The 26,312-nt window shown below is 72.1% G+C and carries 29 protein-coding genes and 1 tRNA gene; 7 read left to right on the top strand and 23 right to left on the bottom strand.

Annotation, left to right across the window (positions count from 1 at the left end; genetic code table 11):
- Positions 1–129: 129 nt before the first annotated feature.
- From ACUXPL_RS10440 to ACUXPL_RS10410, 7 genes are all read right to left on the bottom strand, one after another.
- The gene (locus tag ACUXPL_RS10440; RefSeq protein ID WP_410993151.1) at positions 130–792 is read right to left on the bottom strand and encodes a hypothetical protein; all 663 of its coding nucleotides are present in this window, start codon (positions 790–792) and stop codon (positions 130–132) included.
- 86 nt (positions 793–878) lie between these two features.
- Entirely contained in the window at positions 879–1,178 is a 300-nt protein-coding gene (locus tag ACUXPL_RS10435; RefSeq protein ID WP_206395744.1) for a hypothetical protein, read from the bottom strand.
- A complete protein-coding gene (locus ACUXPL_RS10430) occupies positions 1,175–2,020 on the bottom strand; it encodes an RNA polymerase sigma factor (protein WP_241182212.1) in 846 nt (281 codons plus the stop codon). The genes ACUXPL_RS10435 and ACUXPL_RS10430 overlap by 4 nt, the downstream gene beginning before the upstream one ends.
- Positions 2,020–3,078, bottom strand: coding sequence for a helix-turn-helix domain-containing protein (locus ACUXPL_RS10425; protein WP_206450905.1), 1,059 nt, complete (start codon positions 3,076–3,078; stop codon positions 2,020–2,022). The genes ACUXPL_RS10430 and ACUXPL_RS10425 overlap by 1 nt, the downstream gene beginning before the upstream one ends.
- On the bottom strand, positions 3,075–4,208 hold the full coding sequence (locus ACUXPL_RS10420; RefSeq protein WP_206450904.1) for a DUF2637 domain-containing protein: 1,134 nt from the start codon (positions 4,206–4,208) through the stop codon (positions 3,075–3,077). The genes ACUXPL_RS10425 and ACUXPL_RS10420 overlap by 4 nt, the downstream gene beginning before the upstream one ends.
- Positions 4,205–4,687, bottom strand: a complete 483-nt coding sequence (locus tag ACUXPL_RS10415; protein ID WP_454104796.1) for a hypothetical protein — start codon at positions 4,685–4,687, stop codon at positions 4,205–4,207. The genes ACUXPL_RS10420 and ACUXPL_RS10415 overlap by 4 nt, the downstream gene beginning before the upstream one ends.
- 368 nt (positions 4,688–5,055) lie before the next feature.
- A complete protein-coding gene (locus ACUXPL_RS10410) occupies positions 5,056–5,283 on the bottom strand; it encodes a helix-turn-helix domain-containing protein (protein WP_060974140.1) in 228 nt (75 codons plus the stop codon).
- Between the two features lie 110 nt (positions 5,284–5,393).
- Between ACUXPL_RS10410 and ACUXPL_RS10405 the strand changes: the two genes are divergently transcribed.
- Positions 5,394–5,708 carry a helix-turn-helix domain-containing protein gene (locus ACUXPL_RS10405; protein ID WP_087114727.1) on the top strand — a complete coding sequence of 105 codons (315 nt, stop codon included), beginning with the start codon at positions 5,394–5,396 and terminating at the stop codon, positions 5,706–5,708.
- On the opposite strand, the gene ACUXPL_RS10400 is transcribed toward ACUXPL_RS10405, so the two are convergent.
- Positions 5,670–5,741 (bottom strand) — tRNA-Asn (locus ACUXPL_RS10400). The genes ACUXPL_RS10405 and ACUXPL_RS10400 overlap by 39 nt on opposite strands.
- 204 nt (positions 5,742–5,945) lie before the next feature.
- On the opposite strand from ACUXPL_RS10400, the gene ACUXPL_RS10395 reads away from it, so the two are divergent.
- Positions 5,946–6,620, top strand: coding sequence for a PepSY domain-containing protein (locus tag ACUXPL_RS10395; RefSeq protein WP_454183719.1), 675 nt, complete (start codon positions 5,946–5,948; stop codon positions 6,618–6,620).
- Positions 6,621–6,703: 83 nt separating this feature from the next.
- Here ACUXPL_RS10395 and dnaG read toward each other — a convergent pair whose 3' ends face one another.
- The 3 genes from dnaG to ACUXPL_RS10380 form a co-directional block, all read right to left on the bottom strand.
- Positions 6,704–8,614 (bottom strand): DNA primase, encoded by a 1,911-nt coding sequence (gene dnaG, locus ACUXPL_RS10390; RefSeq protein ID WP_180537069.1) that lies wholly within the window; start codon positions 8,612–8,614, stop codon positions 6,704–6,706.
- Between the two features lie 29 nt (positions 8,615–8,643).
- Positions 8,644–8,889, bottom strand: a complete 246-nt coding sequence (locus ACUXPL_RS10385; RefSeq protein ID WP_041103552.1) for a hypothetical protein — start codon at positions 8,887–8,889, stop codon at positions 8,644–8,646.
- A gap of 62 nt (positions 8,890–8,951) precedes the next feature.
- Positions 8,952–9,983 (bottom strand): bile acid:sodium symporter, encoded by a 1,032-nt coding sequence (locus ACUXPL_RS10380; RefSeq protein ID WP_454183716.1) that lies wholly within the window; start codon positions 9,981–9,983, stop codon positions 8,952–8,954.
- 53 nt (positions 9,984–10,036) lie between these two features.
- On the opposite strand from ACUXPL_RS10380, the gene ACUXPL_RS10375 reads away from it, so the two are divergent.
- The gene (locus ACUXPL_RS10375) at positions 10,037–11,620 is read left to right on the top strand and encodes an anthranilate synthase component I family protein (protein WP_454183714.1); all 1,584 of its coding nucleotides are present in this window, start codon (positions 10,037–10,039) and stop codon (positions 11,618–11,620) included.
- A gap of 114 nt (positions 11,621–11,734) precedes the next feature.
- Complete coding sequence (locus ACUXPL_RS10370; protein WP_454183712.1) at positions 11,735–12,637, top strand: SIR2 family NAD-dependent protein deacylase; 903 nt, start codon at positions 11,735–11,737, stop codon at positions 12,635–12,637.
- Here ACUXPL_RS10370 and ACUXPL_RS10365 read toward each other — a convergent pair.
- The 5 genes from ACUXPL_RS10365 to ACUXPL_RS10345 form a co-directional block, all read right to left on the bottom strand.
- Positions 12,564–13,970 carry a deoxyguanosinetriphosphate triphosphohydrolase gene (locus ACUXPL_RS10365; RefSeq protein WP_454183710.1) on the bottom strand — a complete coding sequence of 469 codons (1,407 nt, stop codon included), beginning with the start codon at positions 13,968–13,970 and terminating at the stop codon, positions 12,564–12,566. The two genes, ACUXPL_RS10370 and ACUXPL_RS10365, sit on opposite strands and share 74 nt — an antisense overlap.
- The gene (gene dusB, locus ACUXPL_RS10360; RefSeq protein WP_454183708.1) at positions 13,963–15,306 is read right to left on the bottom strand and encodes a tRNA dihydrouridine synthase DusB; all 1,344 of its coding nucleotides are present in this window, start codon (positions 15,304–15,306) and stop codon (positions 13,963–13,965) included. Before dusB ends, ACUXPL_RS10365 begins: the two co-directional genes overlap by 8 nt.
- Before the next feature lie 111 nt (positions 15,307–15,417).
- Positions 15,418–16,587: an ATP-binding protein gene (locus ACUXPL_RS10355; RefSeq protein WP_180537064.1), complete on the bottom strand. Its 1,170-nt coding sequence runs from the start codon at positions 16,585–16,587 to the stop codon at positions 15,418–15,420.
- Positions 16,588–16,688: 101 nt separating this feature from the next.
- The gene (locus tag ACUXPL_RS10350; protein WP_338105840.1) at positions 16,689–17,201 is read right to left on the bottom strand and encodes an ankyrin repeat domain-containing protein; all 513 of its coding nucleotides are present in this window, start codon (positions 17,199–17,201) and stop codon (positions 16,689–16,691) included.
- 21 nt (positions 17,202–17,222) lie between these two features.
- A complete protein-coding gene (locus tag ACUXPL_RS10345) occupies positions 17,223–17,741 on the bottom strand; it encodes a hypothetical protein (protein ID WP_180537063.1) in 519 nt (172 codons plus the stop codon).
- Positions 17,742–17,826: 85 nt separating this feature from the next.
- On the opposite strand from ACUXPL_RS10345, the gene ACUXPL_RS10340 reads away from it, so the two are divergent.
- Entirely contained in the window at positions 17,827–18,087 is a 261-nt protein-coding gene (locus tag ACUXPL_RS10340; RefSeq protein WP_180537062.1) for an LLM class flavin-dependent oxidoreductase, read from the top strand.
- A 97-nt stretch (positions 18,088–18,184) separates the two neighbouring features.
- Here ACUXPL_RS10340 and ACUXPL_RS10335 read toward each other — a convergent pair whose 3' ends face one another.
- From ACUXPL_RS10335 to ACUXPL_RS10320, 4 genes are all read right to left on the bottom strand, one after another.
- Positions 18,185–18,835 (bottom strand): cation diffusion facilitator family transporter, encoded by a 651-nt coding sequence (locus ACUXPL_RS10335; protein ID WP_180537061.1) that lies wholly within the window; start codon positions 18,833–18,835, stop codon positions 18,185–18,187.
- Entirely contained in the window at positions 18,832–19,191 is a 360-nt protein-coding gene (gene cmtR, locus ACUXPL_RS10330; RefSeq protein WP_158492995.1) for a Cd(II)/Pb(II)-sensing metalloregulatory transcriptional regulator CmtR, read from the bottom strand. Before cmtR ends, ACUXPL_RS10335 begins: the two co-directional genes overlap by 4 nt.
- An 88-nt stretch (positions 19,192–19,279) precedes the next feature.
- On the bottom strand, positions 19,280–20,173 hold the full coding sequence (locus tag ACUXPL_RS10325) for a hypothetical protein (protein WP_454183704.1): 894 nt from the start codon (positions 20,171–20,173) through the stop codon (positions 19,280–19,282).
- An 82-nt stretch (positions 20,174–20,255) separates the two neighbouring features.
- Positions 20,256–20,672 (bottom strand): ankyrin repeat domain-containing protein, encoded by a 417-nt coding sequence (locus ACUXPL_RS10320; protein ID WP_454183703.1) that lies wholly within the window; start codon positions 20,670–20,672, stop codon positions 20,256–20,258.
- 63 nt (positions 20,673–20,735) lie between these two features.
- Here ACUXPL_RS10320 and ACUXPL_RS10315 point away from each other — a divergent pair, with 63 nt between their 5' ends.
- Entirely contained in the window at positions 20,736–21,758 is a 1,023-nt protein-coding gene (locus ACUXPL_RS10315) for an LLM class flavin-dependent oxidoreductase (protein WP_454183701.1), read from the top strand.
- Positions 21,755–23,119, top strand: coding sequence for an MFS transporter (locus tag ACUXPL_RS10310; RefSeq protein ID WP_454183699.1), 1,365 nt, complete (start codon positions 21,755–21,757; stop codon positions 23,117–23,119). The genes ACUXPL_RS10315 and ACUXPL_RS10310 overlap by 4 nt, the downstream gene beginning before the upstream one ends.
- 45 nt (positions 23,120–23,164) lie before the next feature.
- On the opposite strand, the gene ACUXPL_RS10305 is transcribed toward ACUXPL_RS10310, so the two are convergent.
- From ACUXPL_RS10305 to ACUXPL_RS10295, 3 genes are read right to left on the bottom strand one after another with little or no spacing between them, the layout of a single operon-like run.
- A complete protein-coding gene (locus tag ACUXPL_RS10305) occupies positions 23,165–23,800 on the bottom strand; it encodes a cation transporter (protein WP_431794529.1) in 636 nt (211 codons plus the stop codon).
- Positions 23,797–24,933: a GNAT family N-acetyltransferase gene (locus ACUXPL_RS10300; protein WP_454183697.1), complete on the bottom strand. Its 1,137-nt coding sequence runs from the start codon at positions 24,931–24,933 to the stop codon at positions 23,797–23,799. Before ACUXPL_RS10300 ends, ACUXPL_RS10305 begins: the two co-directional genes overlap by 4 nt.
- Positions 24,930–26,312: a glycine--tRNA ligase gene (locus ACUXPL_RS10295; RefSeq protein ID WP_454183695.1), complete on the bottom strand. Its 1,383-nt coding sequence runs from the start codon at positions 26,310–26,312 to the stop codon at positions 24,930–24,932. Before ACUXPL_RS10295 ends, ACUXPL_RS10300 begins: the two co-directional genes overlap by 4 nt.

Below are 26,312 nucleotides of genomic sequence, written 5' to 3'. Positions count from 1 at the left end.
CGCACGGGCACCTCCTGCCCGCTGCCAGATGTACGACGCGCCGCACCGCCACGCATGTCACCTGCCCCGCACACGAGAAAGCCCCCACCCGCTGCATCCGCAGCAGGTGGGGGCAACTCACAGATCAGATCAAGAGCAGTTCTGACCCCGCGTCAGCGTCAGGGTCCGCCCGGCCTGAGCACCGTTGGTCAGCGACTGACGCGCCACGTGCACCTCGACCGGCGAGCACTCGGCCGTGGCCTCGTTCTGCGCCGAGCAGTCCGGCTCACCCGACCCGTTCACCTCGCCCGTGGCGTACCACTTCACCGATGAGACGACCGTGTACGACGATTCCGTGCCCGTAGCCTCCTTGCCCCACTCGTACCCGTCCAACGCGGGCTGTCCACCGAGCAACGCACTGATCACACGCTCACGCTCTGCCCGATCCGGCGACGGCTCCTCCTTGTCGAAGTCCCGCACCGCCTGCCGGTTGCAGGTCTGCTTCGGGGCGTTCTTCTCGATCGCGACCGACTGCGGCCTGGCCCCGGCGGGCATCAGCTCGCTCGTCCCCAGCCCAGCCCCCCAGCTCGCGCCGGCCGTGCCAGCCCCCAGCACCGTCGCCCCCACCGCCGCCAACGCAACCATCGTCCACCCCTTCCGCATCCCGCCAGGCGAAAACCAGGCCCTGCCCCACACCGCCAACACCACGCCAGCACCCACCGCCAGGATCAGCACGACCAGCGCCGTCCCGACCACCCATCCACTGATCTGTGACCACCCCGACAGCCCGTCCGGGTTGATTCCGTTCAACATGTCCGACTCCTCGTCGCTCGTCCGACCCGCTCTTGCTTCGTTGCCGTGTCTCGTCCTGGATTCGCGGTCGCCACCGCGAAGGTCTGTCAGCCCGCCATCACCTGCACCACCACCAGCACCCACACCACGAGCACCACCAGCGCCACGGCCGCAATCACCCACCGACCCCGGGCCGAGTCCCACCCGGCCGGTACACGCTCCTGCCACGACGTCGGCAGTGGCGCGTCCACGGACTCCGCCACCCACCGACGCCCGGCCTCTCCCGTGCGCTGGCGCAGCCGCCGCACGGACGAGAACAGCCCCCGGTCCCGCTCTACGTAGACCACGCGCGGCTCCTGGCCCTCCGGCACGTCATGGCTCTGCTCGAACTCCGTCTGATCGCTCACTTCTCTGCCCTCTCGTTTCGGATCACCGTTGTCGCCACCCTCAGCAGGTGCCGTGTCTCGGCCAGGTACTGCCGACTCGTGGAGTGGCTGAACCCGGTGGCCTGCATGACGTCCTCGACCGTGACCGCTTCCATCCGGCCCCCCGCCTGCGCGCATGCCAGCGCGACCTGCCGCGCCCAGTCCCCCGCGTCCCCGTCGTCGGGAAGGCAGCCGATCAGCACGCGCATCGTCACCGCCTGCCCCGAACGGGCCACCTCCTGCGCCGCCCGGACCACCCGGGCACAGCGCACCAGCTCACGCCGGGCCTGACGCAGTGCGGTCACCGAGACGCCCATCGCCTCCGATGCCGCCACGACGTCATCCCCGAACGCCAACACCACGGCCAGGGCACGGGCCGTCATCTCCGAGGACTCCATGACCGACTCGACCACCCGCATCACCTCCGCGACTTCCCGGTGTGCAGCCAGCGCTTCAACCACAGCCTCAGCCGGGTCCTCCATGACCATCGACACCGCAGTCTTCTCCCGCGCCACCGCGGAAGCCTCCAATGCCTCCTGGCCCGCCCGCGACCGGCCGACCGCCCGCAGATGATCCACCGCCCGGTTCCGGGCGATGGTGCCGACCCAGGTCCGCAGGGAACCCCGGTCCGGATCGAACCGCTCCCGGGAGTGCCACGCGGACTCCCACGTGCTCTGGAGCACGTCCTCCACGACGTCGCCGTTGCCCGAGGGTCCGAGCACGGCCACCACCGTGCCTCGCACCGAGGCCACCGCTTCCGCCAGCTCGTCACCCGTCACCAGCACCATCCCCGCCGGAGCCACCCGGTCCGCCTGCCCGGCCATCACTCCACCGCCTCCACCAACGCCCGTGGCATCGCCCGACGCTCCAGCCGGCAGTGCGGGCAATCCGCAAGCACAGCCTGCCCATACGCCGGGACATGCACGTCCGGGTCCTGGCACGGCTCACCGGTCCGCAGCTCACGCACCTGCCCCGAAGCAGCCGGAGCCTGAGTCACGGCCACCGGCCGGGGCCGGGTCACCGCGACCAACTCCTCGAACTCCGAGGCCAACGACCGCGCCACGAACGCCGTGGGCTTGCGCACCGGCCCCGAGGCCCGCGCCAAGACCACGTCCACGATGGACCGCAGCTGCTCGTCCACGAGGTCCGCAGCCGCCGGCACCCGCTGAACCAGATCCGCCAGAACCACACCCCGATGGACCAGCCCCACGCCTTCCCCACCGTCGATGGCCTGATCGGTCCGTCGTCCGTCGTCCGTCGTCGTCTCCGCGCGCACTGCACCGGACTGACGGACTGACGGACGGACAGATGAGGGTTCTTGAGGGTTAGTCCGCGCGCGATCCTTATAGTCGGCAAAGTCGTAATTGTCGGGTGAGTCCGCCGAAATTGTCGGTTGAGTCGACTCACCCGACAGGTTGTCGGGTCGCGTGTTCATGCGGGTCTCAGATTTACCCGACAGGTTGTCGGGTCGCGTGTTCATGCGGGTCTCAGATTTACCCGACAGATTGTCGGGTCGCGTGTTCATGCGGGTCTCAGATTTACCCGACAGGTTGTCGGGTCGCGTGTTCATGCGGGTCTCGGGGTCTTGGACAAGGCCGTTCAGGGCCTCTTCGCGGAGGTAGTACCTCAAGCCGATCCGACCGCGCCCGTCCCCGTACCGAGACTCGGTGTCCACCAGGCCCAGGTCTCGCAGGCGGGCGATGTGCCGCTCCACCGAACGCACCGTCTGGGCCGACCGCCGGGCCAACAACTCCTGGCTCGGGTGGCACGACCACGCCTCGTCCGCATGGTCACCCAGCAGCAAAAGCACGAACGCCTGGCCGGTGTTGAGCTGGCCCGTCTCCGCGACTTTCTGCGCCCACTTCATCGCTTCGATGCTCATGCCTGCTCCTCCCCGGTCCCGAACGCCTCGGCGTGCGCCTCACGGGCATCGGCCAAGCGGCGACGCCCGGTGCGCTCTGAACACCCGAACTTCTCTGCGACCTCCGCCGCCGAGGGCACCTGGCCCTCCTGCGCACGGGCCACGATCCACGCGGTGATGTCCGCACCCGATGCCGTCTCCACCGTCTTCGTCACTGCGACGACCGGCTCTGACGCCGCCCCGGCCTCGACGACCTCGACCCCCTCGGCGACCTGCGATTCCTCGACCACGGCCTGCTGAACCTCACGGTCATCGCGCTCGGCCTCGAGTTCGGCCTGACGCTCCATCCGCTCCAGCTCCTGCCGGTGCCGAGCCTCGGCCACCTCGGCCTCCCGCTCGGCCTCGCGCCGCTGAGCCTCGATCTGCCGGCGGCTCGCCGCGAGTTCGGCCTCCAGCTCCGCGCGCTGACGATCCAGCTCCGCCTGAGCCTTCAGCTGCTCTGCCTCCTCCGACACCTGCGATGCGCGCTCGGCCCGCCGCGAGTCCGGGTTCTCCACCGCGACCCGCGCCAGCTGATCCGTGGCCACGAACACCGCCACCGGAACCATCACCGCGATCAGGACTCCAACCACGGACTGCCACACGCTCGCGTTCTCAGCACTCCACGCATGCGCCCCGTTGGCGATCATCGACAGGCCCGTGAACGCCCCCAGCGCCCACCACGACGCCCGCGCGGACTCCCCTCGGGACTCATGCACCAGTACGGAGCCCGCGTAGACCAGGATCGCCAGGTCGATGAAGACCGGCACTGCCCAATGCATGAACGGCGGCAGCCCCAGCCAAGCCGCGACCTCGTACAGCGCCGCGAACGAGATGGAGAACGCCACCAGACCGGCCACAGCGGTCCCGGCCACCACAGCCCGGATGAACCGGCCATCGTTCGGGTTCACCCGGCGCGGAAGCGCCCGAATCCCACTGCCCGTGGGCCGCGCCCCGGTGCTATCCTTCGAGTGCTCGACCAGCGTGTTCTTTGGAATGTGCACCGTCTCGGATTGAGCGTTCTCGGAAGCCCCGACAGCCTGCCCGCTGCTCGGGGCTTCCGCCCTTTTCGGCCCAAACGTTCGGGCCTCCCACATCTGCTGCGCGCTCATCGCGTGCCCTCCTCGATCTTCTTCAGCACCTCGTCCAGGTCGTCCACCGCATCCCGCAGCGTCGACCGGATCTCTGCCTGGGACTCGCCCTCGACATGCCCCACAGAACGGATCACGTGCGCCAGAGTCCGCACGCACCGCACCGAGTCCCACACGACCCCGTGAAGGTCCTCGTCCTCGACCAGCGCCTTGCCCGTCACGGGCGACACCAGCGAGGCCACCGGGGTAGCCGCCTTGATCAGCGCTGGCACCGCGGCCGCACCCGACCCGTTGAACGCAGTCAGCACACGACGCGCGCGGCCCTTCTGTTCCTCGTCGTGCCGGACCAAGTTCAGCGGCTCGATCCCGAAGTCCTCGGCCGGCATGTCCAGCACCGAGTCCAGGCCCATCTGGCCCTCGAGCACCGCCTCTGGCCCTTCGGACGACGTCGCGGCTCGCTCGCGCACCGGCTGATAGGTCTTCCCGTCCGTGCCAGTCACCCGCCGAGCGTTTCCAGGTGTCCCATTTGGGACATCTCGACCCGCCGTCGCGTCGAGTTCCCGGTGCACGGTGCTCTTAGACAACTGAGTGGCGGTTGCGATGGCGCGTGCGCTCATGCCGGCCTCACGAAGTGAGAGGACCACGTCCTGCCGATATTCCAAGGGCGGACGGAGGTGGAGGTTTCCGAACTCACGGGTCACGTAGTCGTCCCAGCTGCGGTAGCCAAGAACGGCCCAGGCCCGTCCTCGATATGCCGAACGGATGAGGTGGTAGACCGACTCCATGCCAGTCTTAATCTGGTCCGTGAGGTCACGCGCTGCCGCAGCAGTCATGGACGCGCCGTGGTCAGGGTCAACCACTGTCGCCGTCACGGCTTCCCCTCCTCGGCCTCGAACACGAAGAGGTCTCGCATCGACAACCCAAGAAAGTCAGCGACGGTCTCGAGTTCCGTGAAGGTGAAATCGCGGTGCCCGTTCATACGTGCTGACACCGATGCGCGGCTTAGACCGAGGGCTTCGCCCAGGTCCCCCATGCTTTTGTCGGCCAGGGCCAACCTGGAGCGGATTTGCAGAGTTAACTGCTTCTGTCTCGTCATGGCCACCAGTGTTGTGCTACCCGCAACACTGGTCAAGCCGTATGTTGCTTATGTAGCAATTTTTTTTCGTATCCCATGACGACTGGCCTGCCCTTCGCTACGCTGGACACATGGATGAGTCAGAAATCAAGACCGCGCTCCTCGCGGAGATCCGCGCCTGGATGGGCCGCCGGCAGGTCAACCAGTCCGACATGGCCCGGCACATGGGCCTGACACGCAGCGCGGTCAGCCGGCGGATGAGCGGCCAGCAGGACTTCACGTTCCCCGAACTGGCCTCGATCGCGGGGTGGCTCGACATCACGCTCGCTGAACTGTTCGGCCCGGTCGTCCTCCAGGCACGAAGAAGCCCCCACACCGACATGGTCGGTGCAGGGGCCTCAGGATCGCTCCCCCGGTTGGATTCGAACCAACAACCCTTCGATTAACAGTCGAATGCTCTGCCGTTGAGCTACGGGGGAATGTGCCGCGAACCGCCGGAGCCGTTCGGACAACGGATGGAACTCTACCAGAGCCCCCGCCCGCGTGCCACCCGACCGCGGGACGCCGTCTTCGTCCTGCCCACGCCCGGGGACCGGGCCCTTGCCAGGGACGGCTCCGGCGGGCCTACGGTGCGAGGACATTCCCAGAACCATCAGGAACGGACCCGAAGGAGAGACGTGTCCATGACCATCACGACCCTCACGCGCAAGACCGCCCTGATCGGCACGGGCGTGCTCGCTGCGCTCGCCCTCGCGGCCTGCGGCACCACGGCCGACAACGGCAACGACGGCTCCGCCTCGCCGGAGGTCGACGCTTCCTCCGCGGTGGCGAGCACCCCCGCCACGGACGACGCGTCGAGCTCGGCGTCGTCGACGGCATCGACGGAGTCCTCCGCCCCGGCTTCGTCGACGGCCCCGGCGGCCGGCAGCAGTTCGGCAACCGGCCCGGCTGACGACCCCGCCTACACGGTGATCGACGCGGTTTTGGACAAGTACAGCGACGGCATCATCGTCACGGTGGATGCCAACGACGATGACACGACCTGGGAGGTCGACGTCGTGGTGGACGAGGAGGTGAAGGAGCTGGACGTCACCGCCGACGGCGACATCACCGAGACCGACCGCGAGTCGGATGCCGAGGACGTCCAGAAGGCGAAGGACGCCGGGGTCACCGCCCAGCAGGCGCTCGACACCGCCCGGGAGGGTCGTGACGGGGTGACCCTGGACGAGATGGACCTGGACGACGACAACGGCACCCTCCAGTGGGAGGTCGGGTTCGACCGCGAGGACGGCTCCGACGGCCCCGAAGTCGAGATCGACGCCACGTCCGGCGAGGTGCTCACGGTCGACGAGCGCTGACGCCGCGCGGCCGGCGGGCCGCCGTTTCCCGAACGAAAACGCGCCTGGAGCCGCCGTTTCCCGAACGAAAGCGGGTGGGGCCGTCAGTCGTCGGCGCGGAGGGCCCGGCGGCGCGCCTCCAGTTCCATGAGCTCGCTGTTGAGCCGGGTGAACTCCTCCGGGTCGCCCTCGGGGCCGAGCCGCTGCAGGCGCCCGAGCAGCTCCTCCTTGCGGTGCACGATCTGCAGGGCGAACAGGCGGTTCATGATGTCCCGGCAGTACCGGTCCACATCCTCGGGAGTGCGGGCGGGCAGGTCGCGCACGGCCAGTTCGGACACGACGCCGGCCACCTCCTGGGGCACGGCATCCCGCACGGCGTCCACCCAGCGCTGCGGCGTCGCCCCCGCCGACCCGGCCATCTTCACGCCCTGGTGGACGGCGGCGTACTGCGGGACCGTGAAGCGGGCGGCGTACAGCGCGGTCCACTGCTCCGCGGAAAGCAGGGTCGGATGCTGCAGCACCACCTCGAGGGACTCCCGCTCCCGGCGGGCGACGGGGTCGCGCGGATCCACCGGCACCACGATCCGCGGCGCCGGGGCGGCAGCCTCCCCGTGGCGGCCCGTGGGCCCGATCGCCTGCCCGTCATCCGCCGGGGTCGGCCGCGCCTCGGGCTCGGGCCCCCGCCGCGGCGCGCGCCCGGCCGCGGCCACGGCGCGGTGCACGGCGTTCGGGTCCAGGCCGAGCCAGCCGGCCAGCTCCCGCTCGTAGCCCGGGCGCAGGACGGCGTCCTTGATCCCCGCCACGATCGGCGCGGCGTGGCGCAGGGCGCCGGCGCGGCCCTCCACGGTGTTCAGGTCGTAGTCCTTCAGCCCCGCCCGGATCGCGAACTCGAAGAGCGGCCGCCGCGAGGCGATGAGCGCGCGCACCGCCTCGTCGCCCTTCTGCATGCGCAGGTCGCACGGGTCCATGCCGCTGGGCTCCACGGCCACGAACGTCTTGGCGAGGAACCGGTGGTCCTCGTCGAACGCCTTGAGCGCGGCCTTCTGCCCGGCCTCGTCGCCGTCGAAGGTGAAGATCACCTCGCCGCCCGTGCCGTCGTCGGAGATCAGGCGGCGGGCCACCTTGATGTGGTCCGCGCCGAACGCGGTGCCGCACGTGGCCACCGCGGTGCCGACGCCGGCCAGGTGCGCGGCCATGACGTCCGTGTAGCCCTCGACGAGCACCAGCTGACGCTCCTTGGCGATCGTCCGCTTGGCCAGGTCGATCCCGTAGAGCACCTGCGACTTCTTGTAGAGCGGCGTCTCGGGGGTGTTGAGGTACTTGGGCCCGGGGTCGTCGTCGTACAGCTTGCGCGCACCGAAGCCGATGGTCGCGCCGGTCATGTCCCGGATGGGCCAGAGCAGGCGGCCGCGGAACCGGTCGTACAGGCCGCGCTGCCCCTCGGACACCAGCCCGGAGGCGCGCAGCTCCTCGTCCCGGAAGCCGCGCTGCCGGAGGTGGTCCAGCAGGTGGGACCACCCCTGCGGGGCATATCCGAGGCCGAACTGCGCCGCGTGCTCCTGTGTGAATCCCCGCTGGGTGAGGAAGTCGCGGGCGGCCTGGGCCTCAGGCGAGCCGAGGGCACGACGGAAGAACTCGTCCGCCACCTTGTTCGCCTCGAACAGGCGACGACGGCGCCCCGTCTCCGCCTTGTCCGGGCCGGTGCCGCCGTCCTCGTAGTGCAGCTCCACCCCCACGCGGGACGCCAGCCGCTCCACGGTCTCCGTGAACGTGGTGTGCTCCAACTCCATGAGGAAGCTGATGACGTCCCCGTGCGCGCCGCAGCCGAAGCAGTGGTAGGTGCCCACGCCGGGGCGCACGTGGAACGACGGCGTCCGCTCGTCGTGGAACGGGCACAGCCCCTTGAATGAGCCCACGCCCGCCGAGCGCAGGGTGACGAACTCCTCCACGACGGCCTTCAGATCCGTGCGCTCGCGGACGAGGTCGATGTCCTTGCGCACGATCAGTCCAGCCATGCGGACCATTCTAGGGACGGGCGGGGCGGTCAGCCCCGAGCGGAACCGGCCTCCGTGGACGGCTCGGCATCCGCTGCGGCCTGTGCAGGACCGGTCCCCGCCGCGCGGGGCGCTTCGGTCCGCGCCGCGCCCGCTCCCTCGGACGCGGGGCGCCCGGTGGCGGGGTCGATGACGGGCAGCGCGCCGGTGGCCGCCTCGACCAGCGGATGGAACAGCGCGGCCGACGCCAGGCCGCCGTGACGGCGGCGCGCCGAGGACACGAACGAGAGGCTCATGTCGCCCACCATAGCGACCCGCGACCGTGATTCCGGTCACGGGAAGGCAACATTCTGGGCGGTCAGGTCACGGTTCGACGCGCGCCCGCCCCCGCGGACTGCCCGTGCAGCGGCAGCAGCCGGGGCACCAGCCGGACGAGGCTCACCATCGCCCCGAGCTCCACGAGCGTCTGCGTCACCACCACGAGCGGGGCCGGGTCCAGGCTCGCCGGCAGGGCCAAGGCCAGCGGCAGCACGACCAGGGAGTTCCGCGTCGCGCCCGAGAACACGAGTGCCCGTCCCGCGGGCACGTCGAGACGCGCCCACCGCGCAGCCACCACGCCGAGGGCCACCATCACGGCGGCGAACGCCGCGAACAGGGGCACGACGGCGGCCAGCGCGGGCAGCCGCTCCCCCACCCCGCGGATCTGCGAGGCGACCACCGTGAACAGCGTGACGACCATGAGCGGGACCATCGCCGTCGTGAACCCGCGCACCACCCCGGCCGCCGCGCACCGCACCCCGCCGCGGCCGCGCGCCGCACCCCGCTGGAGCAACGCCGCGAGCGCGAGCGGCACCAGGATCAGCATGACGAGGGCACGGACGAAGGGCCCGACGTCGACCGCGGCCACCGCCGCCTCGCCGGCGACGACGCGCAGCAGCACGGGCAGCACGACCAGCTGGACGAGCATGAGCAGCGGAGCGGCCGCCAGCAGCCTCTCGGCCGCCCCGCCCGCGAGCGCGGTGAACGCGATGACGTAGTCCACGCACGGGGCCAGCAGCACGAGGAGCACGCCCACGAGCAGCGCGTCGTCGTGGGCCACGAACCGGCTCAGCCCGAACACCACCGCCGGCACCACCACGAAGTTCAGGACCAGCAGTGCCGCGAGGAACCTGCCGTCCCGCAGGCCCGCGCCCAGCGCGGCGAACGGCACCGCCAGGAACGTCGCCAGCAGGAGCAGCGCGAGGACCGGCTCGACGAGCACCGCCCACGCGCCGGCCCCGGGCACAACCCACCCGACGACGGCGCCCGCGGCGATCCCCGCGAGGTACAGCGCCACCTGGTGGCGTTCGAGCGCGGCGGCCAGGGCGCGGCGGGACGGTGAGGACGGCATGCCGCCAGCGTACGGAGCGATCCGGGCGGGGGCTGACCCCTACGCTGGGGGCCATGCCCACCGCCCCTGCACTGCCCGAGGCCGCCGCCACCCCGTTGCACGTGGCCGTGCGCACGCTCGACGCCGCGGCGCTCGCGGCGGCCGGACACACGGCGGCGACCGCCGTGGCGGCGGTCTACGCACACGCGGTGGTGCGCGGGGCGGCGTCGTTCTGGCTGGACTCCGCCCTGCCGGACCCGGCCGAGGCGCGCTGGTCCGTGGCGGGCGACGGGCTGGACGTGCTCGGCGAGGAGCAGGGTCGCGCGCCCTCCCCCGGCCCGCGCCTGGTCCGGCACGACGACCCCGCCGATCCGGACCGCGCGTGGGCCGACCTCGCGGCCGCGGCCGCGCCCCGGCCGGTGGTCGGCGGCGAGGGGCTGCCCCTGCGCGGCGGCCTGGTCGGCTGGCTCGGCTACGAACTCGGTCTGGCGGATCTGGGGGTGAGACCGCCCTCACCTCGAGCCGAGGACCCCGCGTCCCTGCCCGCGCAGTTCTGGGTGCGCCCGTCCCGCTACGTCGTGGCGGACCACGCGGCCGGGGTGCTGCACTGCTGCGTCGTCTCCCTCGCTCCGACCGCCGCGGAGGTCGGGGCCGACCGCTGGGCAGGGGACGTGCGCCGCGCCCTCGCCGCGGCCCGCCGCGCTGTCGAGACGGCGGCGGGCGACGCCGTCGTGCCCCCGCCGCAGGACGCCGGCCCGGGGCCGCGGGCCGATGAGGAGGCGCCGGGCACGTGGCGCGAGGACCGGGCGGCGTACGCCGACCAGATCGCCCGCTGCCGCGCCGCGCTGCACGCCGGCGACTCCTACGAGCTGTGCCTGACCACCCGCTTCGACGCCGATCCCGGGCTGCGCGTGGACCCGCTGGTCCTCTTCCACGAGCTCGCCGCGCACCAGCCGGCCCCGTATGCGGCGCTGCTGGAGCACGGCACGGGCGCCCGCCGGTGGGCCGTGGTCTCGGCCTCCCCCGAGCGATTCCTCTCCGGCCGGGACGGGCGGTACAGCACCAAGCCGATCAAGGGCACGACCGCCCGCCTGCCGGACCCGGTCGCGGACGCCGAGGCCGCCCACGCGCTCGCCGCCGATCCCAAGACGCGCGCCGAGAACCTCATGATCGTGGACCTGCTGCGCAACGACCTCTCCCGGGTGTGCGAGCCCGGCTCCGTGCAGGTGCCCTCCCTCATGGCGGTGGAGAGCTACGCGACCGTCCACCAGCTCGTCTCCACCATCACGGGCACCGCACGGGCCGGCGTCGAGCCCGTGGACGTGGTGCGGTCGCTGTTCCCGGGCGGGTCGATGACCGGCGCGCCGAAGCGACGCAGCGTCGAGCTGCTGGCCGCGTGGGAGGCCTCCCCGCGCGGGGTCTACTCCGGGGCACTGGGGATGCTGAGCGCGGACGGGACGACGTCGCTGTCCGTCGTGATCCGCACGGCCGTGCTCGCCGGGGGCCGCTGGTCCGTGGGGGCCGGCGGGGCGATCGTCGCGGACTCGGACCCGGCTGCCGAGCACGACGAGGTCCTCCTCAAGGCCCGCGGCCTGCGCCGGGCCCTCGCCCGCGCCGCCGGCACGGGTCTGCCGACGACGGCGCCCGACGTCGTCTGACCCCACACTGTGGTTCGGGGGCGATATTCGGCGTTATTCCGACGGAATACCGCCGAATATCGCCCCCGAACGAGGGGGAGGCGACCACCCGTGCCGCCTGCCTAGGCTGGGGACATGGCCGATCCGCACCCCGTCCTCGCCGCATCCGCCCCCGACCTCGACCCCGCCGTGCTGGACGCCGTCCGCGCGCTCGTGGCCGCGGCCGAGCGTCCCGTGGTGCTCTCCGGGGCGGGGATGAGCGCCGAGTCCGGCATCCCCACGTTCCGCGACGCCCAGACCGGCCTGTGGGAGCGATTCTCCGCGGAGGAGCTCGCCACGGAGGAGGCGTTCCTCGCGGATCCCGCGCTCGTGTGGTCCTGGTACCGGTGGCGCGCCCGGATGGTGCGGGCCCGCCGACCGAATCCGGGGCACGACGCCGTCGCCGCCTGGCAGCGCCGCACACCCGGCCTGGAGGTGGTCACCCAGAACGTGGACGACCTGCACGAGCGCGCCGGCGCCCGGGTGCTCGCGCACCTGCACGGCTCCCTGTTCGAGCACCGCTGCGCCGAGTGCGGGGCCCCCGCCGACGTCGACCCGGGCGCGCCCGCGGACGAGGCGACGGCCGGCACCGAGGCCGACCTCGAGGCGATGCTCCGCGAGGCGCCGCCGGCCTGCACCGTGTGCGGGGACGGGCTGATCCGCCCGGGGATCGTGTGGTTCGGGGAGATGCTGCCGGCCGAGCCCTGGGACCGGGCCTTCGCCGCGCTCGAGGACTGCGACCTGTGCGTCGTCGTGGGCACCTCGGGCATCGTGCAGCCGGCGGCGTCCCTGCCGTTCGTGGCGCTGGGGGCCGGAGCCGCCGTCGTCGAGGTGAATCCGGTGGAGACCGAGCTGAGCGGCGCGGCCACGCATGTCCTGCGGGGTCCCGCCGGCGCGGTGCTTCCCGCGCTGCTGGACCCGCCGGTCAGAGCCAGACGCGCCGGAACTCCGCGCCCTGCACCAGGGTGTGATGCCACTCGACGGCGGTCGAATCGGTGAGCGAGGCGATCTGGTCGATCACCACGCGGCGCCGGGCTGCGTCGTCGGGGGCCTGCGCCCAGTCGAACGCGAACATCGGCTCGAGATACCGGTCCCCCGTGGCGTCGAGCAGCGCCACGAGCTCCGTGAGCACCTCGCGCTGCCGCGCGTAGAGCGGCTGGCGCTGCTCGGCGGTCATCACGTAGGCCGCCGCGATGCCCTTCATCACGGCGATCTCGGTCTCCGTCTCCTCGGGCACCACGACGTCGGCGCCGTGGCGGGTGAGCGGATCGTTGCCGAACACCTGGCGCGTGGCGTCGAAGGCGGCGGTGCAGAACCGGCCGATCAGCTGGCTCGTCATGTCCTTCATCGCCGCGAGCGCCCGCCGGGAGCCGTCCATCTCGGAGACCCACACGTCGGTGGCCTCGAGGCGGGCCAGGGCCGCGTCGACCTCGGCCGGGTCCGTGTGCGGCAGGTACCACTGGCGGGTGGTCTCCACGACGCGCTCCCGGTGCTCCGGGATGGCCAGCCACTTGAGCTGGAACACGGCGTTGACCACGCCGTCCTCGACGTCGTGCACGGAGTATGAGATGTCGTCCGCGAGGTCCATGACCTGCGCCTCCATGGACGTGCGCGTGCCGGGCACCCCGGCGCGGAACCAGCGGAACACGGGCAGGTCGTCCTCGTAGACGCCGAACTTCCGCGAACGCGTGCCGTCCGGGCGCAACGGGGCGTCCTCACGGGTCCACGGATACTTGCACGCGGCGTCGAGGGCGGCGCGCGTGAGGTTCAGGCCCGCGGAGGAGCCGTCCACGAAGAGCTTCTTCTGCTCGAGGCGGGCCAGCAGCCGCAGGGTCTGGGCGTTGCCCTCGAAGCCGCCGACGTCCTCGCTGAGCGCATCGAGCGCCTTCTCCCCGTTGTGCCCGAAGGGCGGGTGGCCGAGGTCGTGGGACAGGCAGGCGGTGTCCACAAGGTCGGGGTCGCAGCCCAGCGACCGGCCGAGCTCACGCCCCACCTGGGCCACCTCGAGCGAGTGCGTCAGGCGGGTGCGGGCGAAGTCGTCCGCGTCCGGGGCGACCACCTGGGTCTTGGCCCCCAGCCGGCGCAGACCCGCGGAGTGCAGCACGCGGGCACGGTCCCGCTCGAAGTCCGAACGGTAGGAGGACTTGGGCGGCTCGGGCAGCCACCGCTCCCGGTCCCACGGCGTGTAGCCGGGGGTCTGCACGGCGCGGCCGGCGTACGGGGGCCGGCCCTCGGGGCCGAACAGCACCGGCTGGTGGGCGGCGCCGGTCCAGGGCGACGACGGCGCGGCGGGCGCTCCGGCGGCGGGCTCCGGCGTCGTGGGCTCAGCCACCGGAGACGTCCAGCTCGGCGGCGGCGATCATGGCCTGCTGCTCGGCGTTGAGCTCACGGGAGTCCAGCCAGCCGTCCGGCAGGTGCGGTCGCTTGGGGGCGCCGGCCCGGCCACGCGGGCCCTCGGCGGCCTCGCCCGGGTAGGGCTGGTCCCGGTCCACGCGGGCGAGGATCTCGCGCATCGTGGCCAGGTCCGGGACGGTGGACAGCGCGGTGCGGATCTCCGAGCCCACGGGGTAGCCCTTGAAGTACCAGGCCACGTGCTTGCGAATGTCCCGCAGGGCCTTGAGCTCGTCGCCGCCGAAGGTGTCCACGAGCAGCTCGGCGTGGCGGTACAGCGTGTCCGCGACCATGCCCAGGGTCGGGCGGAACCGGTCCTGGCGGCCCTCGAACGCGGCCTGCAGATCCCCGAATAGCCACGGCCGGCCCTGGCAGCCGCGGCCGACCACGACGCCGTCCACGCCCGTGCGCTCGACCATGGCGATGGCGTCCTCCGCGGACCAGATGTCGCCGTTGCCGAGCACGGGGATGTCCGGCAGGGCCTCGCGCAGCCGGGCGATGTCGTCCCACACGGCGGTGCCCGAGTAGAACTGGCGCGTGGTGCGGCCGTGGATGGCGACGGCCGCGACGCCGAGGTCGCGGGCCGTGCGGCCGGCGTCGAGGAAGGTCAGGTGGTCCTCGTCGATGCCGCGGCGCATCTTCACGGTCACCGGGATGTCCTTCTTCGAGGCCTCGGTGACGGCGGCCTTGACGATCGAGGCGAACAGCTCCGACTTCCACGGCAGGGCCGAGCCGCCGCCGCGCCGGGTCACCTTCGGCACGGGGCAGCCGAAGTTCATGTCGATGTGGTCGCAGCGGGCCTCCTCGACCAGCATCCGCACCGCTGCGCCGGTGGTGACCGGATCCACCGAGTAGAGCTGCACAGAGCGGGGCACCTCGTCCGGGTCGTGCTGGATGATGCGCATCGACTCGGGCTTCCGCTCGACCAGCGCGCGGGCCGTGACCATCTCGTTCACGTAGAGGCCGCCACCGTACTCGCGGCACAGGCGGCGGAACGCGGTGTTCGTGATGCCGGCCATGGGCGCGAGGACCACCGGGACGTCCACGGTGATCGGGCCCAGGGTCAGGGCGGGCAGGGAGAGGCGGTCCGTGGTGGGGGCGGCGTGGCGGCCCTCGTGGAGCTGCTCGTCGTCGGCGATGCGGCGGCCCGCCCCCGCGGACTTGGCGTAGTGGGACGCGTGCGGGTCGGCGGCGCGGGCGGCGGCGGCCGACGTGCCCGCCGCGAGGTCCGTGGCGGCGGCGCGCTCCGGCGTCGTGGTGGAGGTGGAGACAGTCATATCCGCTCCATCATCCCAGACGTGTCCAGCCCGCGGGCCGGGCTGTGGGCTGCGCCTCAGCGGGGTCTCAGCGCGGCTCGTCGAGCACCGCGGTGATCTCCGGGTGAGAGGTCAGTCCGAGATCCTGTCGATGTACGCAGCCATGCCGGGAACTGTGAACGCGACGTGCCCCCGCTCCGGCGCATAGATGAGCCCCTTGTTGATCAGGTTGGCTCGGGCGATGCTCAAGCTCTGGGCGGACTTGCCGAGTCGCTCGGCCACGACTCCGCTCTGAGAAGGTCCTTCGCCATCGTGGGCCATAGCGCTCAAGTACTCGCGTTCCGCCGGGGTGGCCCTCTCCCAGCGGGACGGGAAGAACCCTGCATCCAAGAGCGCCTTCCCCGCCACAACCGCCCCTCTCGCAGCCTCGGAGGAGAAGGGCGACGCCTCCGCGATGGTCCAGAGGGCGCTGCCGAACTCCTGGAGGAAGTACGGGTAGCAACCGGACTCGTCGAGCATGAGCTCCATGGCTCGATCGGAGTAGGCCACACCTTCCTGCTCGGCCGGATCGCCGAGAGACCGGCGGGCCTCCTCTCTGCTCAGCCGCCCCACCGTCCGGTATTCGAAGAGTCGCTCCGCGTAGCTCCGGCTGCTGGCAAGCCGGGCCGGGAGACCTGGAAGACCGGTGCCCACGACGAACAGCGGAAGCTCTCGCTGCCCGGCATGGTGCTGGGCGACGATGAGAGCCTGCAGGAGCTCGTCGTCCAGATCCTGCATCTCGTCGATGAAGATTCCCAGGCCGATGCCGTCCCCTCGGATCGCCAGACAGATGTCTTCAATCACGTCCTGGAGATCGAGCTCGAGAGAACGGGAACTCGCACGGAAGGGGTCACGTTCCACGCCCAGGCTGACGCCGTCGACCCCCACCGTCACGTTGAACGACTGGATGGTGGACAGTGCCTGGGCCATGGAGTCCACCACTCCGCCAGCACGGCGCCGCAGGGAGCCACGGGTGAACCCTTGAGCCAGGGCAAGGCGGGCCGCCTGCTCGCCCTGCTTGCCGGGCCTGGCCTCGAACTGGACAGTGATCCACCCGTTCGCGTCCGCCTGGCCTCGCAGCTTGTTGAGCAAGACGGTCTTCCCCACCCCGCGCAGGCCGGACAGGATCAGAGAGCGCGCGGGTCGAGCTCGGCGGGTGCGTTCGACGATCGCCGTGAAGGCGGCGATGTCTGCATCGCGGCCCGCGAGCACCGGCGGCGTCATCCCAGACCCGGGGTTGTAGGGGTTGGTTGCTTCGTCCATGCTCCACCTCATCGCCGCTGCGCCCACTCGCGTTTCTGCCAAAGTATTGCAGTTTCCAATACTCCGCAATAGATCGAAAGACTCCTCCGCCGGACCGTGCCTCAGCGCGGCTCGTCGAGCACCGCGGCGATCTCCTCGCCGCCGAACATCTGCGCGGTCTGGCGGGCCGAGGGCGTGCCGGCGTCCGGGTCGGCGCCGGCGGCCAGGAGCAGCCGCATGGACGCCACGTCCCCCTTGAAGGTGGCGCAGGTCAGGGGGCGCTGGCCGCGGTCGTTGGCCTTCTCCACGTCCGCGCCCACGCGGATCAGCATCTCCACCACGCCCGGCTGGTCGTGGTAGGCGGCGAGGGTGAGGAAGGTGTCCCCCTTGCCGTTCTGCAGGCCCGGGTTCAGCCCCGCCACGATGTAGGCCTCGAGGGTTTCGGCGTCCCCGGTGCGGGCGGCGTCGAACATCCGCCCGGCCAGCTCCAGCATCTCCGGGGAGGGCTGGCCGACCTCGCCCGGCCCGTCCAGCGCGGCCTCGGGGGCGACGGCGTCGGTCGTCTCCGCCGCGAGCGCCTCGGCGGGCTCGGCGGCGGTCTGGTCCTGGCGCGGGTCCTGCGGCTGCTCGGTCATGTCCGGCAGTCTGCCGGATCCTCAGGCGCCGGCGGGCGTCCAGGCCGCCCGCATGACGTCGTACGGGCCGGGCTCCGCGCCCTCGACGCCCGCCGGCACCACGTTCTGCATCATCATGGCCAGGCGCCCGCCCTGCCGCCGCACCGCGACGGTCCAGCCCCAGCCGGAATACTCCATGGTGACGGCCACGCCGTCCCCGTCGATGGGATGGGGCGCGGCACCGGCGCCCCGGTCGCGGCCGGCGTCCCCGCCGCCCTCGGTGCGCGCCGCGGTCCCCTCCAGCACGCGGATCTCCGGCGACTGGTGGAAGGAGTCGGTGAAGGCCACGGTGACCCGCCCGTCGTCGTCGGGACGGCCGAGCACGAGGTGCCCCGCCTGCTCCCCCTGCTCCGGGTGGACCCACGTGTAGTCCAGCGTGAGGGCCGCGCCGCCGGCGACCTCGGTGAGGCGGGCCGTGGAGGGGCCCTGCGCGAAGTCGTCCGTGGGGAGCATGCGGAAGCCGCACGTGCCGGTCCAGGCGGTGCTCGGGTTCTCGTCCATGGGGCCGATCCTGCCACCCGCCGCGGACGCCGTAACGCCGGGACGTCCCGGGAACATCCCACGCTCGTTCAAGGTTGAAGGAACCATGACCAAGAAACACCTCGGATTCCTCAACTTCGGGCACTGGATCCACCGCGACCCCGTGGGCGGGCGCCCCGCCGAGCCGGACGCGAAGGCCGCCCTGGACGACGTCGTGCAGATGGCCGAGGACGCCGGGCTCGACGGGGCCTGGATCCGCGTCCACCACTTCCAGCGGATGTTCTCCTCGCCGTTCCCGATCCTCGCCGCGATGGCCGCCCGCACCGAGCGGATCAGCCTCGGCACCGGCGTGATCGACCTGCGCTAGCGCATCTCTTGGATATGACGTTGGTTGCAATGACCAGGAGACGTGCCTCGAAGGGCTCCGCCGACGTCGAGCCAGCGAAACCCTTCTGGACATCGAGTCAGTCGTCCTCTTCTTCGAGATCCTCCAGCACCTCGAAGGGCGATTCCACGTCCCCGCGCCACGCTTCCAGCCCCTCGCGGACGGCGAGGAAGGCGACGACCAGCGCGGCGACGGAGTCCGCCCACCACCAGCCGAACAGGCTGTTCAGCACGAGACCGATGAACACCGCGCCCGAGAGGTAGATGCAGAGGATGAGCTGCTTGGCATCGGCCATGACGCTCTTGGAGACGAGCTCGCGCCCGGTGCGGACCTCGAACCACGCCAGCAGCGGCATGACGACCAGGCTCAGCGCAGTGATCCCGAGGCCCAGCGGGCTGTGATCGGGGCCCTCCTGGCCCACCAGAGCCAGCACGGCATCCACGGAGACGTACGCGGCGAGGGCGAAGAACGCGATGCCGATCGCCCTCACGGTCACCTTCTCCCACCGCTCGGGGTCCTTGCGGGTGAACTGCCACGCGATCGCCGCGGCCGACAGCACCTCGACGACCGAGTCCAGGCCGAAGCCGATCAGCGCGGCCGACGAGGCCAGCACGCCCGCGGTGACGGCGACGATGGCCTCGATGACGTTGTAGGTGATCGTGAACCCGACGATGAAGCGGATCCGGCGGTGCAAGGTTGCGCGGCGCTCTGATGTCAGCGCCGCGCTCATGCGTTCGCCTCCGCCCCGCAGCAGCCCGGCACCGCGCACGCGACGTCCACACACGGCGCGCTTTCGTCGACGGCCAGAGTCACGTCCACGAGCTTCGTCAGTGCCGCAGCGAGGTGAGGGTCGGCGATCTCGTACCGGGTCTGCCGACCCTCGGGCTCGGCGACCACGATCCCGCAGTCGCGCAGGCAGGTCAGGTGGTTCGAGACGTTCGAGCGGGTCAGTTCAAGGTCGCGTGACAACGCAGCGGGGTAGCTCGGGCCATCCAGCAAGGTCATCAGGATTCGGGAGCGCGTCGGGTCCGCCATGGCCCGGCCCAGCCGGTTCATGACGTCGAGGCGAGTAGCAATAGTCAGCATGCACTGAACTATACAGCGATGGCTGATACGTTGTCGAGTTCGACAGGCTGCCGCACGCGCTCCGCGCGCTTGCCCTTGGGGTTCGTGGTCACCTCTTGCGCCATCCCGGCCACTTCGGCATGCCGTGGCCCTTCCAGGTCTCCACCAGGCCAGCGGCCCAGCGAGCGGACGCGAAGAGCCCGTAGCCGGCCCCGGCGAGGCCCACGGCGACCACTAGCCAGCGCCCGATGCCGAGCCACACGCTCCCGTCCACGTCCAGCGCCCACTGAGCGCCCGCGATGAGCCCCGCGACACCCATCCAGAACCCGGCGACGACCACGGCAACCGGCAGGAGGACGAGGCACCTCGCGGCGGCTGCCGACCAGAGCTGACGGGCCTCCAGCTTCGCCGTGGCAGCGATGATCCGCTCGGCCCGCTCGTTCGAGGCGTCGAGGTTCGCCGTGACGATCTGCCCAGCCTCTCCCGCGACCTGTTCGACGACCTTCTGCACGCGCTCCTCGGTCCGCTTCTCGATCCGCTGCACCGCGCCGCCGACCTTGCTCACGAGAGTCTTGTTCTCCTCAGCCTGCGCCTGGAGCTTCTCAACCGCCGAGGCCGTAGCCGCGTGATTCTTCTGCACCTCGGCGATCAAACTCTGCGAGGCGGCGCTCAGCCGCTTCCCGTCGAGACTCTGTACGAACTCGCTGAGCGTGCTCTCGATCTCGCTCAGCCTGCTCTCGACGCTCTCGATCTGCGGAGACATGCTGACGGACGGCTGCGATGTCGACGCCCGGTCGATCCGCTTCGTCAGCTCCTCGTCCATGACCTTCACGAACCCCGCGAGCTTCTTCTGCTGCTCGCCCAGCCGGTCGAGCCTCATGTTCTGTGCCTCGACGGCGGCGAGGATCGAGGTCAAGGTCTCCATCGTCTCCGGACTGCCGAGCTGCTGCGGCGATCCGCTCTGCTCGTTCTGCTGCTTCAACCTGTCGAGTGCTGCGCTCATGTTCCTGCTCCTTCTGCTGCTGGTGGTAGCCGAAGAACACCTGAGCGCCCTGCCAGGACGGGCAGACCGTCCTCCCGGCGGGTCAGGCCTCCGACGACGGCGCCGCGTCCCCGCCGTCGAGCACCGCCAGCAGGTCATCGCCGGCGAACATCTGGGCGGTCTGGCGCGCCGAGGGGGTGCCCGCGTCCGGGTCTGCACCGGCGGCCAGGAGGTGGCGCATGGAGGCGACGTCCCGCTTGAACGTGGCGCAGGTCAGGGGGCGCTGGCCGCGGTCGTTGGCATGCTCGACCTCCGCGCCGGCCGCGATGAGCATGGCCACCGTGTCCGGGTGCTCGTGATAGGCGGCGAGGGTGAGGAAGGAGTCGCCCGCGTGGTTGCGCAGGCGCGTGCTCACCCCGGCGTCCAGATACGCCTTCAGCTGGGCCGTGTCCCCGTCACGCGCCATGTCGAAGAGCCGGTTCGCCAGCTCGATGTCCTTCTCGCTCCACTGCTCGCTCATGCTCGCCAGTATGGCGGACGCCGACCCGGGAACAGCCCCGCCCGCCCCGCGGTTGCACCCGACATGACCCGCAAACACCTCGGCTTCCTCAACTTCGGCCACTGGATTCACCGGCCCGGCGCCGCGCCGGACGCGCGGCAGGCCCTCGACGACGTCGTCGCGATGGCCGTGGCCGCCGAGGACGCCGGACTCGACGGCGCCTGGCTCCGCGTGCACCACTTCCAGCGGATGTTCTCCTCGCCGTTCCCGATCCTCGCCGCGATGGCCGCCCGCACCGAGCGGATCAGCCTCGGCACGGGCGTGATCGACCTGCGCTACGAGAACCCCCTGTACATGGCCGAGGCCGCGGCCACCACGGACCTCATCTCCGGCGGCCGGCTCGAGCTCGGCGTCTCCCGCGGCTCACCCGAGGCTGCCCTCGACGGCCAGGCGCAGTTCGGCTACGCCCTCGCCGAGGGGCAGACCTGGGCCGACGTGACCCGCGAGCGCGGACGCCGCTTCCTCTCGGCCGTGCGCGGCGAGGGCATCGCGACGCCGGACCTCACCTCCGGCTGGGCGCACAGCTCGCAGCCGCTGCGGATCGAGCCGCACTCCCCCGGGCTCGCGGACCGGATCTGGTGGGGGTCGGGGTCCACGCCGTCGGCGGTCGAGGCGGCGCGGGAGGGGTACCACATGCTCTCCTCCACCCTGCTCCTGCAGGACGACGGCCGCCCCTTCCACGTCCAGCAGGCCGACCAGATCGCCCGCTACCGGGAGGCCTTCGCCGCGTCCGGCCACGCCGGTCCGGGCCGCACGGCGGTCACGCGCTCCGCGTTCGTCATCCAGGACCGGGAGGACGAGCTGTACTTCGGCCGGGAACGGGCCTCGCGCGACTCCTCCGGCATGCTCGAGGGCGGCGCCGCCCGCTCCGGCCCCACCTACGCCGGGTCCGCCGAGGAGGTCGCGGAGAAGCTCGCCGCCGACGACGCCGTCGCCGCCGCCGACTGGGTCCTGTTCGCCAATCCCAACCAGCTCGGGGTCGAGTACAACGCGAAGATCTTCGCCGGCTGGGCGGAGGTCTGGCGCCTGCTCGGATGGGATGCATGAGCGAGGCCGCGCCGCACCTCCCGGCCGCCGACGACGGCTTCGTCCGAGCCCGTCGCGCGCGCTGGGCCGTCACCGCCGCCTTCGCGACGAACGGCGCCCTGCTCGGCGCGCTCATCCCGCACTACCCGGAGGCCAAGGCCGCGTTCGGCCTGGACCCGGCCGCGTTCGGCCTGCTCGTCATCGCGCTCGCCGTGGGCGGCACACTCGCCGGGCCCCTGCCCGCGCCGATCCTGCGCCGGTTCGGCGCCCGCCGGGTCATGCTCGCCGGCAGCGTGGCCATCGCCCTGCTCACGACGACGGCCGGTCTCGTCCTCGACATCGCCGGGGCGGGTGCGGGGGCCGGGCACGGTGCCGGCACGGCCGCGGCCTGGCTGCTGTGGGTCTTCGCGGGCCTCGTCGTGGCATCGGGCGTGCTCGACGCCGTCGTGGACACCGCCCAGAACGCGCAGGGCCTGCAGGTGCAGACCCGGCTGGCCCGGCCCGTGCTCACGACCATGCACGCCGGCTGGAGCCTCGGAGCGGCCGCCGGCGCCGGGCTCGGTGCGGCGGTCATCACCGTGGGCGGCCCCACGGCCCTGCACCTGGGGCTCAACGGCGCCGTGTGCGTCGCGGTGCTGCTGGGGGTCCGGCGCCTGTTCCTGGCGGAGGCTCCCGCGGACTCGGCGCCCGCCCGCGGCGCCGCGGATCAGTCACCCGCGCCGTCGGAGACGTCCGCACCGGCCGCTCCGGGCACCCGGGCCCTCCCCCGCCGCGCCGCCGTGGCCGCGCTCCTGCCCGCCGTGGTGATCGGGATGGCCGGCTTCGGCGTGGAGGAGTTCGGCAACGCGTGGGCCACCCTGTTCCTGATCACCGAGCGCGGCCTGGACCCCGCCGCGGCGGTGCTCGGCGCGTCGACGCTGCTGGGTGCGCAGTTCGTCGGACGCCTCGCGGGCGACCGCACCCTCGCCGCCCTGGGACGCCGCGGGGCGCTGACGGCGGGGCTGGGCGCCGTCGTCGTGGGGCTGGGACTGGCCCTGGCTCCGCTGCCGGGGCCGGTGGCCGTGCCTGCCGCGTTCGCGGGGCTGGCGCTGGCGGGGCTGGGCTGCGCCGTGGTGGTGCCCGTGGCCTATGCGCTCGGCGACGAGGCGCCCGGACTCCGGCCGCAGACCGGGCTGGCGGTGACGAGCTGGTGCATGCGGCTGGCCGGGGTCGGGCTCAGCCCGGCGGTCGGGGCGCTGGCCGGCGCCGTCGGTCTGGCACCGGCGCTGGCGGTGTTCCTGGGCCTGGCCGCCGTCGGGGCGGTGCTGGCCACCCGGCTGCCCGCCGCCCCACAGAGTGGTCACGACACGCCGTCTCGCGAGGGTGCACGCGGCGTGTCGTGACCACTCTGTGCCGGGGCCCGGGGCCCGGGGTGCGGCAGGATCCGCTCAGTCGTCGTCGACCTCGCCGGCGAGGGCCTGGGCCGCCAGGTGCTCCTCGGTCGCGGCCTCCCAGATCTCCTTGGCGGCGGAGCCGTTGAGCAGCACGAGCAGCACGCCCACGATGATGTCCGCCCAGCCGGACGCCGTCAGGACCGTGATCCCGGACAGGGCGATCAGCACGGCGCCGGCCACGAGGTCGTTGCGCGCCGCGAGCCACGCCGCCCGGGTGAGGGAGCCGCCGTCGGTGCGGACGCGGGCCAGCAGGGCCACGCACACGAGGTTCACGAGGATCGAGCCGACGGCCACCCCCAGCAGAACGCCCGCGGCCGGCGGGTCGGGGTCCCCGACCTTCGTGGCCGCCATGACGAGCGCCGCCACGGCCGGCAGCACGATGATCCCGGCCATGACCTTGCCGATGACCGCCTGCCGGGCCGCCGTCCACCCGAGCGCCACAAAGATCAGCAGATTGACGGCGAAGTCCTCGAAGAAGTCCACGGAGTCCGCCACGAGGGCCACCGAGCCGATCCCCAGGGCCAGGATGATCTCGACCACCAGGTAGGCGCCGTTGAGCAGGGCCACCGCCAGGACCGTGCCCCGCAGGGCGCGGGCGCGCCGGCGGTCCGCTGCGGCCGCCCGGTTCACGCGCCCGGCGCGTCGTCGACGAACACGTACGTGTCCACCAGCGTCCGCGCCGCGTTGCCGCCGATGAGCCCGTCCACGATCCGCTCCAGCGGGGCCATCGCCTCGTCCACCTCGATCTGCACGGGGTACTGGGCCACGAGCAGCGCGAGCAGGTCGGCCACGGCCTGCAGCGCGTCCCCCTCCCCCAGGTCCGGGTCCCAGCCCACGAGCACGTCGGCCGGCGCGTCCTGGCGCTCCGGGGTGTAGGACACCGCGAACGCGCGGATGCGCCCGCCCTCGGCCTTCGGCGCGTCGCGGAGCACGACGGCGCCCGCGGCCCCGGTGGCCGGGCCCAGCAGCAGCTGCTGGGCGGCTCCGACGCTCAGGGTCGACGGGTCCCAGGCGTGCACGGCGTCGTAGAACGCGGTGACCGCCTGCGTCAGCTCGACGGAGCCGGTCGAGGCCTCCTCGAGGACCACGCCGTCCGGGTGCTCCTCCCCGCGCACGTCTGGCAGGCCGATGGCACCCGGGGCGATCGCGACGCGGCGGGAGCGCTGCACGGGGGTGAAGCCCTCGGCCACGAGGAACGCCTCGGTGCCGGCGGCCAGTGCGGCGGTCTGGGAGCGCACGGCGTCCGTGTCCACGGGCGGGCGGCCCGTCGCACCGTCGGCCTCGGTCTGCGGGTCGGCGCCGGTCACGCCGGGCACCAGGGCGTCCTTGGCGAACCGGGCCTTCAGGGCCGTCGTCGGGATGGCGCCGGCGGCGTGCGCCTCCGCGGCGAGCCCCCGCAGGGCCGCCACGAGCGCCCGGCCGATGCCCCGGCGCCGCTCGGCGGCCGCGGTCTCGACGTACAGCCACAACCGCCGCGGGTGCACGGACGAGGCATAGACGACGCCGGCCGCCACCGGCACGCCGGCGGCCTCGGCCACGAGCGCGCGGCGCCAGGGCCGTTCCGCGTCCTCGGCGAGCATCGCCCGGTCCTGGTGCTGCTGCGCGTTGGCCGGGTCGCCCCACACCTCGAGCAGAGCCAGGTCGTCCCCGGGCCGCCAGGGACGCAGCACGATCTCCCCGCCGGCGACCGCGGCGGAGTCGAACAGCGCGCCGCCGTCGTCATGCCCCGCGGCCCCGGCCGCTCCCGTCACGTCCCCGCTCACTTGACCAGGCGCTCCAGCAGGTAGGACTTCACCTGGGACAGGGCCACGCGCTCCTGGGCCATGGTGTCCCGCTCGCGGATGGTCACGGCCTGGTCCTCGAGGGTGTCGAAGTCCACGGTGATGCAGAACGGGGTGCCGATCTCGTCCTGGCGGCGGTAGCGACGGCCGATCGCACCGGAGTCGTCCGTCTCGATGTTCCAGAGGGTGCGCAGCTCCGCCGCGAGGGACTGGGTGGCCGGCTGCAGCTCGGGCTTCTTCGACAGCGGGAGCACGGCGGCCTTGACCGGGGCCAGGCGCGGGTCCAGCTTGAGCACGGTGCGCACGTCCACGCCGCCCTTGGCGTTCGGGGCCTCGTCCTCGGCATAGGCGTCCACGAGGAACGCCATCATGGCGCGGGTCAGGCCGAAGGACGGCTCGATCACGTACGGGGTGTAGTGCTCGTTGTTGGCCTGATCGAAGTACTGCATCTTGGTGCCCGAGTGCTCGGTGTGCCGCCCGAGGTCGTAGTCGGTGCGGTTCGCGATGCCCATCAGCTCGCCCCAGCCGTCGCCGCCGGTGAACCCGAAGTCGTACTCGAGGTCGATCGTGGCGTCCGAGTAGTGCGCCCGCTCGTCCGCGGGGACGTCGAGGCGGCGAAGGTGCGCCGGATCGATGCCGAGGTCGATGAACCAGTCCCAGCAGTCCTCCACCCAGCGGTCGAAGTGCTGCCGCGCCTCGGCCGGCGGCACGAAGTACTCGATCTCCATCTGCTCGAACTCACGGGTGCGGAAGATGAAGTTGCCCGGGGTGATCTCGTTGCGGAACGCCTTGCCGATCTGGCCGATGCCGAACGGCGGCTTCTTCCGGGCCGCGCCCAGCACGTTGAGGAAGTTCACGAAGATGCCCTGCGCCGTCTCCGGGCGCATGTAGTGCAGGCCCTCCTCGTTGTCCACGGGGCCGAGGTAGGTCTTGACCAGGCCCGAGAACAGCTGCGGCTCGGTCCAGGCGCCCTTGGTTCCGCAGTCCGGGCACACGATCTCGGCCATGCCCTCGGCCGGCCGGCCCTTCTTGGCCTCGAACCCCTCGAGCAGGTGGTCCTGGCGGTGGCGCCTGTGGCACTGGGTGCACTCCACGAGCGGGTCGGTGAAGGTCTCGACGTGGCCGGAGGCCTCCCACACCGCGCGCGGCAGGATGATGGAGGAGTCCAGGCCCACCATGTCCTCACGGGAGCGCACGAAGGTCTTCCACCACTCGGCCTTGATGTTCTCCTTCAGCTCCACGCCCAGGGGCCCGTAGTCCCACGCGGAGCGCGAACCGCCGTAGATCTCACCGGCCTGGAACACGAAGCCTCGGCGCTTGGCGAGGTTGATGACGTTGTCCAGCGGGGACTTGGCAGCCAT

Source organism: Micrococcus sp. 140720015-1, from assembly GCF_053627595.1.
The sequence above is the reverse complement of the archived record's forward strand: the minus strand, read 5'-3'. Positions and strand labels throughout refer to the sequence as shown.

Coding starts and splice junctions, on each gene's coding strand:
- ACUXPL_RS10440 (WP_410993151.1), bottom strand. CDS start 792: ATGTTGAACGGAATCAACCCGGACGGGCTGTCGGGGTGGTCACAGATC.
- ACUXPL_RS10430 (WP_241182212.1), bottom strand. CDS start 2,020: ATGGCCGGGCAGGCGGACCGGGTGGCTCCGGCGGGGATGGTGCTGGTG.
- ACUXPL_RS10425 (WP_206450905.1), bottom strand. CDS start 3,078: ATGAGCATCGAAGCGATGAAGTGGGCGCAGAAAGTCGCGGAGACGGGC.
- ACUXPL_RS10420 (WP_206450904.1), bottom strand. CDS start 4,208: ATGAGCGCGCAGCAGATGTGGGAGGCCCGAACGTTTGGGCCGAAAAGG.
- ACUXPL_RS10410 (WP_060974140.1), bottom strand. CDS start 5,283: ATGACGAGACAGAAGCAGTTAACTCTGCAAATCCGCTCCAGGTTGGCC.
- ACUXPL_RS10405 (WP_087114727.1), top strand. CDS start 5,394: ATGGATGAGTCAGAAATCAAGACCGCGCTCCTCGCGGAGATCCGCGCC.
- ACUXPL_RS10395 (WP_454183719.1), top strand. CDS start 5,946: ATGACCATCACGACCCTCACGCGCAAGACCGCCCTGATCGGCACGGGC.
- dnaG (WP_180537069.1), bottom strand. CDS start 8,614: ATGGCTGGACTGATCGTGCGCAAGGACATCGACCTCGTCCGCGAGCGC.
- ACUXPL_RS10385 (WP_041103552.1), bottom strand. CDS start 8,889: ATGAGCCTCTCGTTCGTGTCCTCGGCGCGCCGCCGTCACGGCGGCCTG.
- ACUXPL_RS10380 (WP_454183716.1), bottom strand. CDS start 9,983: ATGCCGTCCTCACCGTCCCGCCGCGCCCTGGCCGCCGCGCTCGAACGC.
- ACUXPL_RS10375 (WP_454183714.1), top strand. CDS start 10,037: ATGCCCACCGCCCCTGCACTGCCCGAGGCCGCCGCCACCCCGTTGCAC.
- ACUXPL_RS10370 (WP_454183712.1), top strand. CDS start 11,735: ATGGCCGATCCGCACCCCGTCCTCGCCGCATCCGCCCCCGACCTCGAC.
- dusB (WP_454183708.1), bottom strand. CDS start 15,306: ATGACTGTCTCCACCTCCACCACGACGCCGGAGCGCGCCGCCGCCACG.
- ACUXPL_RS10355 (WP_180537064.1), bottom strand. CDS start 16,587: ATGGACGAAGCAACCAACCCCTACAACCCCGGGTCTGGGATGACGCCG.
- ACUXPL_RS10350 (WP_338105840.1), bottom strand. CDS start 17,201: ATGACCGAGCAGCCGCAGGACCCGCGCCAGGACCAGACCGCCGCCGAG.
- ACUXPL_RS10345 (WP_180537063.1), bottom strand. CDS start 17,741: ATGGACGAGAACCCGAGCACCGCCTGGACCGGCACGTGCGGCTTCCGC.
- ACUXPL_RS10340 (WP_180537062.1), top strand. CDS start 17,827: ATGACCAAGAAACACCTCGGATTCCTCAACTTCGGGCACTGGATCCAC.
- ACUXPL_RS10335 (WP_180537061.1), bottom strand. CDS start 18,835: ATGAGCGCGGCGCTGACATCAGAGCGCCGCGCAACCTTGCACCGCCGG.
- cmtR (WP_158492995.1), bottom strand. CDS start 19,191: ATGCTGACTATTGCTACTCGCCTCGACGTCATGAACCGGCTGGGCCGG.
- ACUXPL_RS10325 (WP_454183704.1), bottom strand. CDS start 20,173: ATGAGCGCAGCACTCGACAGGTTGAAGCAGCAGAACGAGCAGAGCGGA.
- ACUXPL_RS10320 (WP_454183703.1), bottom strand. CDS start 20,672: ATGAGCGAGCAGTGGAGCGAGAAGGACATCGAGCTGGCGAACCGGCTC.
- ACUXPL_RS10315 (WP_454183701.1), top strand. CDS start 20,736: ATGACCCGCAAACACCTCGGCTTCCTCAACTTCGGCCACTGGATTCAC.
- ACUXPL_RS10310 (WP_454183699.1), top strand. CDS start 21,755: ATGAGCGAGGCCGCGCCGCACCTCCCGGCCGCCGACGACGGCTTCGTC.
- ACUXPL_RS10295 (WP_454183695.1), bottom strand. CDS start 26,312: ATGGCTGCCAAGTCCCCGCTGGACAACGTCATCAACCTCGCCAAGCGC.